The organism is Mucilaginibacter dorajii, from assembly GCF_024808255.1.
Taxonomy (GTDB): Bacteria; Bacteroidota; Bacteroidia; order Sphingobacteriales; family Sphingobacteriaceae; genus Mucilaginibacter; species Mucilaginibacter dorajii.
Genome location: NZ_JANTYS010000006.1, coordinates 187,239 through 201,310, shown reverse-complemented (window position 1 = coordinate 201,310; position 14,072 = coordinate 187,239). Strand labels below are relative to the sequence as shown.

7 protein-coding genes are annotated in these 14,072 nt (G+C 42.3%); 4 read left to right on the top strand and 3 right to left on the bottom strand.

Going from position 1 to position 14,072, the window contains the following annotated elements; all coding sequences use genetic code 11:
- Positions 1-77 precede the first annotated feature (77 nt).
- The 3 genes from FHS10_RS10400 to FHS10_RS10390 all read right to left on the bottom strand — a co-directional run bounded on the left by FHS10_RS10400 (position 78) and on the right by FHS10_RS10390 (position 6,339).
- Positions 78-1,511, bottom strand: a complete 1,434-nt coding sequence (locus tag FHS10_RS10400) for a RagB/SusD family nutrient uptake outer membrane protein (RefSeq protein WP_259090112.1) — start codon at positions 1,509-1,511, stop codon at positions 78-80.
- Positions 1,512-1,528: 17 nt separating this feature from the next.
- Positions 1,529-4,957, bottom strand: a complete 3,429-nt coding sequence (locus tag FHS10_RS10395) for a TonB-dependent receptor (RefSeq protein ID WP_374759824.1) — start codon at positions 4,955-4,957, stop codon at positions 1,529-1,531.
- 221 nt (positions 4,958-5,178) lie between these two features.
- Positions 5,179-6,339 carry a FecR family protein gene (locus tag FHS10_RS10390; protein ID WP_259090108.1) on the bottom strand — a complete coding sequence of 387 codons (1,161 nt, stop codon included), beginning with the start codon at positions 6,337-6,339 and terminating at the stop codon, positions 5,179-5,181.
- Positions 6,340-6,526: 187 nt separating this feature from the next.
- Here FHS10_RS10390 and FHS10_RS10385 point away from each other — a divergent pair, with 187 nt between their 5' ends.
- The 4 genes from FHS10_RS10385 to FHS10_RS10370 all read left to right on the top strand — a co-directional run bounded on the left by FHS10_RS10385 (position 6,527) and on the right by FHS10_RS10370 (position 14,050).
- Positions 6,527-7,123, top strand: a complete 597-nt coding sequence (locus FHS10_RS10385; protein ID WP_259090107.1) for an RNA polymerase sigma factor — start codon at positions 6,527-6,529, stop codon at positions 7,121-7,123.
- 743 nt (positions 7,124-7,866) lie between these two features.
- A complete protein-coding gene (locus tag FHS10_RS10380; RefSeq protein WP_259090097.1) occupies positions 7,867-10,518 on the top strand; it encodes a family 78 glycoside hydrolase catalytic domain in 2,652 nt (883 codons plus the stop codon).
- Positions 10,519-10,660: 142 nt separating this feature from the next.
- Positions 10,661-11,470, top strand: coding sequence for a phytanoyl-CoA dioxygenase family protein (locus tag FHS10_RS10375; protein ID WP_259090095.1), 810 nt, complete (start codon positions 10,661-10,663; stop codon positions 11,468-11,470).
- Between the two features lie 81 nt (positions 11,471-11,551).
- A complete protein-coding gene (locus FHS10_RS10370) occupies positions 11,552-14,050 on the top strand; it encodes an alpha-L-rhamnosidase-related protein (RefSeq protein ID WP_259090093.1) in 2,499 nt (832 codons plus the stop codon).
- Positions 14,051-14,072 lie beyond the last annotated feature (22 nt).

Genomic DNA, 14,072 nt, shown 5'->3' with positions numbered 1-14,072 from the left:
ACGATGTTTAATATTCAAAACTACACCCTGCACTGGTTAAAACCAATGCAGGGTGAGTTTAATTAATAGCCCCTTAATTAATAACCGGGGTTTTGTGTTAAATTGGGATTAAGCGATATCTCCCGGGCAGGTATTGGGTACAGGCTCAATGTAGCGGTAACATTACCAATTACGCCATTGGCGGGTGTGTAATGTGCTTTGTAATCCTGCATTACCGGCACCATAATATTCCACCTGATGAGGTCAAACCAACGTTCTGCTTCATAACAAAGCTCCACCCTCCTTTCGTTACGTATCGCGGTACGCGTATCCGTTTGTGTTAAACCGGTTTTCGACGCCAGGCCAGAACGGTTGCGAACCAAATTTAACTGGGTAAGTGCCTGGTCGGTTTTACCATTTTCGTTCAATGCTTCGGCATACATCAATATCACATCGGCGTAGCGCAATACAGGCCAGTCGTTATCTCCTTCGGCACCTGCTGCAACAGTGGGGTAAATAAATTTTTTGGCATAATAATAAACAAGCGAACCGGATGTAAATACACCAACAGCTGTATTTAACCTGTTATCGCCAGCCTCAAAGGCGTTGTATAACGAAGGTGTACCTATATTACTACTGCCCCCACTAACACCAATAATAGTAGTGCCCGATGTTTGTGGCACAAAACCGCTGGCAAAGGTATTACCCTCGCCAAAACCACCGCCAAGATACTGAACCGAAAATATAATCTCACGGTTGTTATCCTTGCCCAATCCAAAAACCTGGTCATAAGGCAGTAAAGTGCCCGATGTAGCGGCAACCGTAGCCAGTATCGCCTCGGCCTGGGTTTCTTTATTCTCATATAAATAAACTTTACCTAATAGCGCGTTAGCTGCAATACTGGTTGCACGGCCAATATCAGATCCGGTGTAAGAGGCCGGCAATACCGCTGCCGCTTCGGTAAGGTCCTTTTCAATTTGCGCGTAAACGGCTGTTGCAGTCGCGCGGTTATAAGTATACGCCTGCTGTTCTGATGTAATCTCGGTAAGGATCAACGGCACCCCGCCAAACATACGCACCAGGTTAAAATACATCAAAGCCCTTAAAAATTTGGCCTGCCCGGTATAGCCATCGCGGTTAGCCTGGGTCATGGGTGGCGTATTAACGTGCCCCAGCACAATATTGGCAAAAGCAATTGTAGCGTAAAAACGCCCCCATGCATTTTGTAAATTGGTGGATGTTGCTGTCCAGGTTAGCTTTTCTTCTTCACCGTACCCCACTTCACTTTCTCCATAGGTTTGAGCATTGTCTGATGGTATTTCGCCAAAACCATATTGCTCATTGTAAATTGGCCTCAGGCTGCTATACGTACCGTTAAGTGCGGTTTTAATATCAATTTCGGTTTTATAATAGGTACTTACAGGTACAATTCCTTGTGGTGTAAGGTCAACAAATGATTTTTTGCAGGCCGATAACGCAATAGAAAGTAAAAATATGCCTGAAGTACTTATGATGAGTTTGTTAATTTTCATGATCTTTTAAATTTTAATTAAAATCCAATATTTGCCCCGATAATAAATGTGCGCGCTACAGGATAGGTGCCCTGGTCAACGCCTGGAGTGGTAGGGTTGTTACCGCTGATATTTGCTTCGGGATTATAACCACTGTACTTAGTGATCAGGAACGGGTTTTGCGCGGTAAGGTATATCCTTGCCGATTTTAAAGCTATTTTTCGCAGTAACGCGTCTGTAAAACGATAACCCAATGTGATATTACGTACCCTTAAGTAGGAACCGTTCTCTACATCCTTTTGAACCAGGGCGTTACCCGGATTAACGAAACCAGAGGAACCTGGGATGGGGTAAGCTACCGTACGATCTGGCTGTGCCGGATCAAAGTAGTTATTAAAGTATTTGGTTAACGTGTTTTGATTAGCATTACCGGTTATGGTTTGCCTGTTGTTACCATTAATAATGTTAACCCCTTGTACGCCCTGCACCAGGATGCTCAGGTCGTAATTTTTGTATTGAAACGTGTTGGTTAAACCATAAGTAAAATCGGGCAGGCCATGTCCTATCTTGGTAATGTCCTTGATATCTATTTTGCCGTCTCCATTCTGATCCTTAACTATCCAGTCGCCAATATGGTTACCCGAAGCAGCCTGGGGGTTAGCGGCAAGATCGGCCGCGTTTTTAAATACACCGGTAACGGTATACCCATACATAATACCCAGGGGCTGTCCTACCCTAACCTGGTACACATTATTCCAGCCGTTGATAGCATTGGTGTATGGTAATGACGCCGGACCTCCCAAATCCAACACTTTGGTACTATAGGTTGAAAAATTGACATTACTATTCCAGCGTACTGCACCCAAATTGAAACCGGTAGTAGCGGTAAACTCAAAACCTTTGTTTTGCAGCTTGCCAAGGTTAGCCTGGTAAGTGGTGGCGTAACCAACATCAAGCGGCAGAGCCTTGTTTAACAGCATGCCGTTGGAGTTTCTTATAAAATAATCAGCAGTGAATACTATTTTACTATCCAACACGCCAATATCCATACCTACACTGGTTTGGTCGTTTTTTTCCCAGGTAAGATCAGGGTTGGCAAAATACGTTTGCTGTGAACCAAACAAACGGGTACTACCCGATGCATAGTTTCTGTTTAATGCAATAGCATTTACGTAAGTAAAACTGCCGATATTGGCATTTCCTGTACGACCGTAACCGCCTCTTAATTTTAATTCATTAATGCCAAGTTTTGCTAAATTATCTTTCAGGAATGGCTCTTCAGATAATCTCCATCCCATTGAAAATGATGGAAAAACGGCATACCTGTTATTCGGCCCAAAACGGGATGAGCCATCCTGGCGTACTGCCGCGGTAAATAAGTACTTTTTGTTGTAATCATAGGTAAGCCTACCTGCGTATGATACAAAGGTATTGGCATCAAACAATTCGGTACCAACTGTATTTGGCGAAGCCAGCGGGCTTTGTACAGCAGTTGTAATAAACGTGCCAGGTAACCCTGCCGTGTAGTTAATTTGCGAATCATACTTTTGTGCCGAAAACAGGCCCAGCACATTAAAATGGTGCTTGCCGATATTTTTATCATAGGTGGCCGTATTTTCCCATACCCAGTCAAAACTATCCCTGACATTATCTGACGCGTAAATACCCGCTAACAAGGGATTTGAGAATGAAGCAGTTGGTGCCTGCCCAGCCGCCATGGTGCCAGGGATGTAACCATGTACCCGTTCGGTTTCGAGTGTGGCACCAATGTAACTCTTCAATTTTAAGCCCTCAATTGGCGTGTACTCCAAAAACGCGTTGCTTAGGGTACGGTATGAACGACTACGATTGATAGATTGACTTAGGATACCCACAGGATTAAAAAAGTTGGTAGCAAAAAACACTGCAGTTGGCGATAAGTTGAATCCCAGGTCGCGGTCATAAGGCTGGGCAAAATCGCCGTTGGCGCGATGTACCGGCACCACGGGTTGAAAAGTTAGTGCCTGGTTTAAAGGACTTGGTAAGGCATAATTGGCTACCAACCCGGGTACGCCAACCAGTAAATCATTAATATTAGCGCCGGCACCGCTGGCCTGGCCGGAAGCCGGCTGCCTGAATTGTTCGGTGTATGATGGTGAAATTGAAAACCCTAACTTCAAGTTCTTCACCAAATCCGCATCAAGGTTAACGCGTGTGGTTACACGGGTATAATCGGTACCTATTACTACACCCTCTTGCTTAAAGATACCGGCCGAAGCATTGAATCTTATCTTATCGCTACCGCCAGAAGCGTTGATCTCAAAATTATGCATAGGTGCCGTTCTAAACACCTGTTTTTGCCAGTTAACATCGGGTAGCCCGGAAACGTCGCCATCAAAAATTGCCGGGTAAGGCGTTCCCTTAATTCGGCTAACATCTTTAACAAAAGTTACAAACTGGTCTTTCTTTAATACATCAATAAATTTATTAACGCTTTGAATACCTGTATAAGCAGATACTGAGAATACCGTTTTCCCCGCTTTACCACGTTTAGTAGTTACAATTATAACCCCATTTGCAGCGCGTGAACCATAAATTGCAGCCGATGCCGCGTCTTTCAACACCTCCAGCGATTCGATATCATTAGGGTTGATAAGGTTAAAGGCCGCCGAATTTTCAAGCGGGTAACCATCAACCACAAATAACGGATCGTTAGATGTGGTAGAAGAACCTAACGAGCTTACCCCACGCACACGGATGGTTGGTGCCGCGCCGGGTTTAGCTCCCTGATCTGATTGTATCTGAACACCTGCTGCCAAACCCGCTAATGCTTCACCGGGGGTACTTACCGGCTGATTACCTATATTTTTACCATCAACTTTAGTTATTGCAGATGTCACCGTGGCCCTTGATTGTGTACCATAACCCACAACTACCACATCGCTTAATGCATGTGGAGCATCGGCAAGTACAACATCAATAACAGTTTTTGTCCCCACCACAACCTGCTGACTAACCATGCCTATAAAAGAGAATACCAGGATACTTTTATCATCGGGCACTTTTATTGTATATCCGCCATCGGCATTGGTTACCACACCCTGTTGGGTACCTTTCAGTGACACGCTTACGCCGGGCAACGTTTGCCCTTTACTATCTGTTACCTTACCCGTTATGGTAATGGCTATTACCGCCGTTACAGATTTAACAGGCAGGCGCTTTTTGCGGATGATAATGGTATTGTTTTCGCCCACCACTATTTCAACAAGGTCTTTTGTGAAGCACTCATCCAATACCTTTTTCAACTCGGTATTGGTTGCATTTATGGTTACCGGCGCGGTAACACTTATAACATCCGCATCGCAAATAAAATTATAGCCGGTTTGTTTGGTTAATTGGTTAAGCACCTGTTTTACAGGTATATTTTTAACATTAATACTCACCTGCTGCGCAAGGCTGGCAGCACTTACCTGTAATAGCGTAAGCATCATAATAATGACGGTAAGTTTCATGATCAACAGAAATTTAGGGATATGACAAAGCACCTTCCCGCACTTTTGTGCAGTAAAAATTTTATACATTTGTTTGGGATTAAATAATTGGTTAAGCGATTTAATTGGTATTTATCCTAATTAACCTAACAAGGCTAATCAACGCCGGGGGTGCTGTCAACACTCCCGGTTTTTGGATTTTTTTTTGTGGAGCGTAATTATTTGGCTATAACGGTTATCCTCCTTTCTTCTGTAACAAAACGAACCTTATCTACTAATTCTATATTTTTAAGCAAGCTGGCCAGTCCTTTTGAGCGGGAGTAGTTTCCATCAAAGTTAATCCTGCTCATATCACCTTTATAGGTAACATCAACATCATACCATCTTGATATTTTTTTCATGATAGACGTGATGTTTTCGTTGTTGAAAATAAAACTGTCATTCTTCCAGGCCATCACCTCATCAACATTTGCCTGTTTTACTGTTACCGCGTCATCCAAAGTATTAACAGCCATTTGCCCTGGTTTAATGAGCGTAGCCTTGTTTTTGTAATTTACTTTAACAGAGCCTTCCAGTAGTGTAGTTGTTATAGTTTCATCATCAGCATAAGCGGTGATATTAAAATGAGTGCCTAAAACCTCCACAACCTGTTTACCGTTCACATCTATTTTAAAAGGCATAGATTTGTTTTTAGCTACTTCAAAATAAGCCTCACCTGTAACAGTCACTTTTCTTTCGGTACCCGTAAATGCATTGGGGAATATTAATGCCGATGAGGAATTTAACCAAACTTTAGTACCGTCGGGCAGGGTGATATTATATTTACCGCCACGCGGGATAGTGATGGTGTTTAAAGAATTATCGGCTATTTGATTTTTGTCTCCATTGCTGTTATTGACAACTATTCCGTTTCCCGATTTCGATATCGAGCCGTTACCCTGTTTACTCAATACACCGTTTTGAGCATCATCAAGTGCAATGGATTGTCCGTTAGCCAGCGTCAACACTGCTTTATTTGAACCCGGCTGTATGTCATTTTTCGCGGTATTATTGCTTTGCGCAGTTGGCTGTGTAATCTTGTCTTTGTTATTGTTTGCAAAGTAAATACCAACAGATATAAATAACAATACCGATGCTGCGGCAACATAAAGCCACCTATGCATGTTTACAACCGGTATTTGCCGCTGACGAAGGCTTGTTTGTAACTTATCATAAAGTAATCCCTTCAACCGCTCTTTCTCGGTATTATCAAAGTTGACAAGGTGTGCATCTGTTAAACCCGCGTCATGCTGATATTCTTTGATCAGAATTTCTTCTTCGGGCGTATAATCCCCCCTTAAATACTTCTCGCACAGAGAAAGATATTGATCTTCTGTCATGAATAGCTTAATTGTTGTAGTTTACAATTTGGTTTACATAAGTATAGATACATAAGCACCTGGCAACACACATAAAAAAGATTATTTTTTATTATTTTTTTATGCGTTGTAGTATTTTAGATTGCTGTGTTGGAATGAATAATTTTTTTTATTCCCAATAATCCATAGCTTTATCTCACCCAACTATATGCCAAGCGACAATTTAACAGACTCAGAATTATTTGAGGCTATTATACTTAACAACGAAAAAGCGTTTAATCAACTATTTGAACGCCACTGGTTTAAAGTATATAGTATTGCTTACAAGTATGTTAAGGACGAGGAAACTGCACTGGAGATAGCCCACGATATTTTTTTGAATATATGGACCAAGCGTAGGCAACTCCAAATCAATTCCTTTAAAAGCTATGTAGTCACCGCGGCCAGCTATCATGGCATCAGAAAAAAGCAAACCATAGCGGGAGCACCACTGCAATACGTTGAGGATTATCAATATATTGAAAATGAAGGGTTGTTGGTTGCCCACACACACGCCCACAACCAGGGCGAGCTTAACATTGGCGAACAGGAGATTAACGAAACAGTTAACGTATTGCTAAACGCCTTACCCAAAAGGTGCCGCGAGATATATAATATGAGCCGCGGAGATCATTTATCAATCACCGAAATTGCGGCACGACTTAACATTTCAAAAAGATCTGTTGAAAACCAGCTAACTACAGCACTAAAGCACCTGAGAACCTCTTTGAAATTTGTGTTACTCCTCGGTTATTTTATAAAATAATTACCGGGAAAATGCTTCGTTTGAATGAAGCTTCAGGGAAATTGCTTTTAAAGATTTACGTAGCAAAAGGTAGCTCCTATGGAGCAAAAAAGCATAAATTACTTGTTCTACAAATAGGTAGCCGCTATGCGGCATAGAATATTTAATAAGGCGAAAGAATGCCGCATAGCGGCTACTGTTTGTAGAAACAAAAGCACCAAACAAAACGCCGCATAGTGCAAGTCATTAAGCATCCCCCGTAGGGGGTAAAGCTTTGTAGAAATAACAAGAAAAAAGCTCCGTGCCATAGGTACGGAGCCTGTGTAGCGTACCTAACGGCAGGCAAAAATCTTATTTTTACATACTACAAAAACTTTTGCTCCCATGGAGCAACTGAACAGGCTCTTAACTTAATGACATTGCGCATAGCGGCTACCTATTGTGCCCATTGAAAGATATTACCTTATGCGGAAATGTTAACGCGATTTCACTGAGGAAGCTTAGCAATTATTCTAAAACTATTTTCCTCTTTACTTTGCTTTACCCCCCAAAGACCAAGCTGTTGCCCCGCTTACTTCTTAAAGATAGCACAGGATGGTTCTGTATTTAACCCGTTTTATATTTGGGTACCAGTTTACCGCAAACCCCCAATATTACATGCTTTTATTATTGGCGATAAAGTTTATGCTCAACGTTGTAGATTTTAACATTGCAAATGAAACAACATGCAATATATTTTCTGTCACCTGCATTTTTAAAACATCATGAACAAATCACTTCTTATTGGCTGCTTTTTATTGTTATCACAAACAGGCCGGGCACAGGTAGTTTTAAAAAGACTGCTTATCGAAAACCAGGACCCCCCCATTTGTATTGATACCCCCACGCCTAAATTTAGCTGGCAGTTATCAGAAAATCATAACAAAGCAGTGCTTCAGCAGGCTTATGAAATTGAGGTAGATTCAAATTTGTTTACCAAGGCCGATAAAACACACTTATGGTCAAGCGGTAAAGTGATATCAGATCAATCTGTATACATCCCCTACAAAGGAAAAGCGCTAACATCCGGGCATGTTTATTTTTGGCGCGTGAGGGTTTGGGATAGCCAGGGAAAAGCATCCGCATGGAGCGTACCATCTTCATGGAAAATGGGGCTTTTAACTCCCAACGACTGGCAGGCAAGCTGGATAGGGGCTATTAATGACGCTGTTAACGGCCCGGCGCCTTTGCTCAGAACTAACTTTGGCATCAACAAAAAAATACGTGAAGCCACCGCTTATATTACCGCTCACGGCTTTTATGAGGCCCAAATAAACGGCCATAAAGTAGGCGATGGTTACCTTACCCCAGGCTGGACGAGCTATAATAAAAGGTTGCAATACCAGGCTTATGATGTTACCGGCCTACTGCAAGCCGGCGAAAACGTTATTGGTGTTACGCTTGGCAGCGGTTGGTACCGTAGTCCGCTGGGGCCGTACACCCCACGGCCTGATTTTTATGGTAAAAAAACTGCGCTGTTATTACAGCTTAAAATCACCTACACAGATGGCTCAGAAAAGATCATTTCATCCGACGGAAGCTGGAAAACGGCTACTGGTGCTCTGCGGTTTGCCGAAATCTATAACGGCTGCATTATAGACTCGCGGCTGGAAAATACCGGATGGACAAAGCCTGGCTATAACGACCAGAATTGGCAGGCCGTGAATGTGTTTTCTTATCCTAAAAACACACTGGTAGCTACCTATAATGAGCCTGTGAAACAACATGAAACTTTTAGGCCTTTAAAAGTGATTACCACACCGCGTGGTGAAAAGATTATTGATTTTGGCCAGAACCTGGTTGGCTGGGTAAAGGTTACAATAAAGGGACACCGGGGTGATTCTGTTAAAATAGCCCATGCGGAAGTGCTGGATAAATCGGGCGAGTTTTATACCGAAAACTTACGTGCCGCAAGGGCCGAAAATATTTATATACTAAAAGACTCCCTTAAACAAATCTTTGAGCCACAGTTTACCTGGCAGGGTTTCAGGTACATTAAGGTATCTGGCATTAAGGGGGCATTAAACCCGGATGATTTTACTGCGGTGGCTATTTATTCGGATATGAAGGTAACCGGAAGTTTTTCATGTTCAAACCCGATGCTCAACCAATTACAGCATAATATTCAATGGGGACAAAAAGGAAACTTTTTAGATGTACCTACAGACTGCCCCCAGCGCGATGAACGATTAGGCTGGACCGGCGATGCCCAGGTGTTTTCACAAACGGCGGCTTTCAATATGGATGTACACAACTTTTTCACCAAATGGTTAAAGGATGTGGCGGCAGATCAGTACGCCAGCGGCAGCATCCCACATGTAATACCAGACGTATTTACCAATGGCAACGACGAGGTTGGAGGAAGCTCTGGCTGGGGCGATGTTTCAACAATTGTACCCTGGAACATGTACATGGCTTACGGAGATCAAACCATATTAGAAAACCAGTTTGCAAGTATGAAAGCATGGGTTGAGTACATCCGCAAGCAAACCAAAAATAACTTATGGGTTACCGGCAATCATTTTGGCGATTGGCTGTTTTACAGCGTTAATAACGATAGGGACGGCACATCGGCAATAACCAACAAATACCTTATAGCGCAGTGCTTTTACGCCCACTCCACCCAACTGCTGATCAATAGCGCAAGAGTATTGAATAAAAAGGAAGAGGAGGAATATTATTCAAACCTGTTAACGGAAATAAAAAAGGCATTTGTGAACGAGTATGTTACCACTAATGGATTAATTTCGTCTGATACGCAAACGGCGTACACCCTCGCGCTGGAATTTGATATGTTGCCACAAAACCTAAGGCAACAGGCAGCGGCACGGTTAGTTAATAACATCAAATTGTACAATAACCATTTAACAACGGGTTTTTTAGGTACACCTTACCTATGCGATGCATTAAGTAAATTTGGCTACAATGGTATTGCCTACCAGTTATTGTTACAAGACACCTACCCTTCATGGCTTTACCCAATAAAGCTGGGTGCAACCACCATCTGGGAAAGATGGGATGGCATTAGGACCGATGGTAGCTTCGAGGAATCATCGATGAATTCCTATAATCATTACGCTTATGGCGCGATAGGTAACTGGATGTACCAGCACATCGCAGGGATTATGCCTGCCGCCCCGGGTTACAAGAAAATCATGATTAAGCCGGTAATAGGTGGCGGCCTCACCTGGGCCGAGGGGAAATACGACTGTGCCTATGGAACTATTGCCTGCAAATGGGAAATTACCGGTAAAAAACTTGATATGACGGTTACCATTCCTCAAAATACAACGGCAGAGATCTTCGTGCCCGACTATGAGGGAAAAAGCTATCAACAATTCACCGTTGGTGCCGGAAATTACCATTACAGCCGATAATCCAAACTGTTTAGCCTATGCCGTATTAACTTATATTTTGGATCACCTATATATCAAAAAGTACAAAAATTAGGCGATCTTGTGCTAACGTTCGAACAGCATTTGCGATACTTTTGGAGCCATAAACCAAGTAAATCCAAAAATGAAAAACGACCTTTCGGAGCAGCAAGTTGCGCAATACCGCCGCGACGGCTTTCTTGTAATTGATAACTTCCTATCGCCAGATGAACTTAAGTTTTGGCAAACAGCACTTGATGAAGCCATTGCCAAAAGAAACGGTAATAAAATGCCCGACCGTAAAGAAGTTTATGGTAAAGGTGACGACGCCGACAAATCCTATTATGACAATGTTTTTGACCAGCTGATTAACCTGTGGCAGGATAACGAAAAAATGAAACAAATTATGCTGGATGAACGCCTGGGTAAAATGGCCGCACAGCTGGCCGGGGTAAATGGCATTAGAATATGGCATGACCAGGCCTTGGTAAAAAAGCCATGGGCCAATCCCACATCCTGGCATTTGGATACACCTTACTGGTCGTTTAGTGATCGTAGAGCTTTGTCAATCTGGGTCGCTCTTGATGATGCTACTTATGAAAATGGCTGCCTGTTTTTTATACCTGGCTCCTACCTGCAAACTACTTTTGAAAACCCGGGTATAGGCAAAAATATGGGCGCTATTTTTACTACCTACCCCGAATTTAAAGAAAGCAAATCTGTTGCTGCACCAATGAAAGCAGGTAGCTGCTCTTTTCACAACGGCCTTACCATACACGGCGCACATGCCAACATGACGTCTGGCTACAGGCGGGCTATGACCTGTGCTTATATGCCCGATGGCAATACATACAACGGCACACAAAACATTTTAAGTGATGAGGTATTATCTACCTTAAAAATTGGCGATGTTTTAAATAACAATGAAATTACACCACTAATTTATAGTGTGTAGTAATGTTTAATTAACTGATGTTTTAATTTTCACTCATCGGTTAGGCCTGCGTTTATAAAAATTACCAAACCACAACATTTAATGATCAAAAGATTTTTAACCGCTTTTTTAATACTACAATTACTTGCGCTGGTACAGGTATTTGCCCATGATAAAAAGCTCAAAACCATAATAACAGGTAATAGAACAATTACCCTGGCTATTCCTGATAAAAAACTATCCATAACAATTGACTTTTCAAAAGGATACCTTATCCGGGAACTAAAAATAAAAGGGAAAAATGTTTTATCCCCGGCAGGTATTTACACCGGTATCAGTACAAAAAGCAAGTCTTTTTTTTCAAACAGCCAGTTTAACGGTATCAAGTTATCTCAAAACAACGGCTTAATAAGATTATCTGGGTTAATATACGGCGATCAAACTATCGCTGTAAATGAAACCTGGGAATTTAAAGTATATCACGATAAAATACATTGGAGTATTACAAGAGAATACAATAACACTACCAAATTGGAAGATATGGCATTCCCGCAATATAATTTTGCCGGTATGGATGTTTGGAAAGGAGGCATTTTGGATAATGGTGGGATGGTTTGGTGTAAATACCTCAAACAGGTTAATGATACCTATGGCGTGCACACCGGTGGGGTTACTTTCTGGAATGCCGAATCGGGCAACGGCCTGCGCATCAGCACCAAAACTGGCAATGGAAATGTAATTGCTACAAAGTATTCGCACAGCGCAAATAACGAATTTACCTGTACCCAATATGTAACTAACAGTCGCCTGGAGCAAAGATATAACCTAAGCCGTTTTGTATCTGGCAAAGCAGATGTATTCGCACCTTTTCAAATCAAAAAGAGTATGGTTAAACTGGAGGTTGATTTACAATATGTAGATTATTTTAAAGAATATTCCAGGGGTACCTTACCAGGGATAGATGCTGCGGCAGTACGTGAACTGTTAAATACAACCGGGCGATACGGCGTGGTAGACAACAACATCATAGGCGCAAATGGCTGGGTATCTAACTGGAAATGTTTGCATGAACCATTTTTTGCACAGATAGGCATGGCTGTGGACGATAGTAACTATATCAAAAACATGTCGGCAACGCTTGACCAGGAACGTGATGAAGCTGTTTTGGCCAGTGGGCGTGTACTATCGCGCTGGCATAATGTGCCGGGCGATGAGATCCCGGGAACCTATAACCCTAAAACCGGGTATTACGAGGCGATGTGGGGATACACGATAGATTCGCAGCCCGACTTTGTAATTAATACAGCCGAACAATTTGACCTGAGTGGCAATATCAAATGGCTGCAATTGCACCAAACAACTTGCGAAAAGGCGTTAGACTGGTTAATAAAACGAGACTCGAATGATAACGGAATTTTTGAGATGATGAATAACAATATTTCAGAAAAAAAATGCAGCGACTGGTTGGATATTGTTTGGGCAAGTTATGAAAACTCGTTTGTTAACGCGCAGATGTATGAGGCCTTAACGCTTTGGGCCAACTGCGAAAAAACATTGGGCGACCAGGAAAAATCTGCTTATTATACAGCGGTAGCGCAACGCCTTAAAACAGCATTTAACAAACCCATAACCGAAGGCGGATTCTGGTCGCCAGACAAGAAGCAATATGTTTACTGGCGCGACAATGATGGCTCAATTCATGGCGATAACCTGGTTACTCCCGTAAACTTCGCGGCCATCGCATTCGGGCTTTGCGACGACCAGCAACGCATAGCGCAAATCCTTGACCAGGTTGAAGCAAGGAGTATCAAAGAAAACCTTTTTCATTGGCCATTATGCTTCGATTCATTTAAAAGAGAAGAGGTATCTGGCGGCAACTGGCCATTTCCAAAATACGAAAATGGCGACATTTTTCCAACCTGGGGATATCTTGGAATAAGGGCATATGCCACCTACAATAAGGGAATCGCGTTAAAATACATCAACAATATCCTTCAGCAATATAAAAAGGACGGGCTTTCATCACAACGTTATGACAGGGCAACACAAACCGGGCAGGGAGACGATATTTTAGCAGGCATCTCTACGACAATAACAGCACTATACCGCGATATTTATGGAATCCGTCCAAAATGGAACCGGATGGGAATTGAACCCAACATGCCTGCACAACTAAACGGCACCACATTCTCATACACGCTAAGAGACACTGTATACCGGTTGAAACTGAATGTAAATGATTATGAAATGAGTACTACCGGCTTTTCAATAAAAAGCAAAGATGGCTTTGGTGCCGGTAAGACCGGAAATATGCTAACCTTTTATCCGGGCAATAAAGACGAAGTGATTATGCAGGTAAACGCCCTATCAAAGCAACCGATAAATATGCAGATAAATTCGTGGGGGACAGACGCTTTTTCATGGATTATGACGTCGGCAGATAACTACTCTTTTACAGTTAAAGGCCTACAAGCACAGGCAAACTATAGGGTTAACATCAATAACTTCAGTAGGGATATAAAAACAGATGATTTGGGGAGTTTTACTGTAAAACAACGCTGTGCAAGTTCTACAAAATTCATAGTGACAAAGGGCCTATAATGCGTATTTGTGTTAAACAGCA

Coding starts and splice junctions, on each gene's coding strand:
- FHS10_RS10380 (WP_259090097.1), top strand. CDS start 7,867: ATGAACAAATCACTTCTTATTGGCTGCTTTTTATTGTTATCACAAACA.
- FHS10_RS10400 (WP_259090112.1), bottom strand. CDS start 1,511: ATGAAAATTAACAAACTCATCATAAGTACTTCAGGCATATTTTTACTT.
- FHS10_RS10385 (WP_259090107.1), top strand. CDS start 6,527: ATGCCAAGCGACAATTTAACAGACTCAGAATTATTTGAGGCTATTATA.
- FHS10_RS10370 (WP_259090093.1), top strand. CDS start 11,552: ATGATCAAAAGATTTTTAACCGCTTTTTTAATACTACAATTACTTGCG.
- FHS10_RS10390 (WP_259090108.1), bottom strand. CDS start 6,339: ATGACAGAAGATCAATATCTTTCTCTGTGCGAGAAGTATTTAAGGGGG.
- FHS10_RS10375 (WP_259090095.1), top strand. CDS start 10,661: ATGAAAAACGACCTTTCGGAGCAGCAAGTTGCGCAATACCGCCGCGAC.
- FHS10_RS10395 (WP_374759824.1), bottom strand. CDS start 4,957: ATGCTTACGCTATTACAGGTAAGTGCTGCCAGCCTTGCGCAGCAGGTG.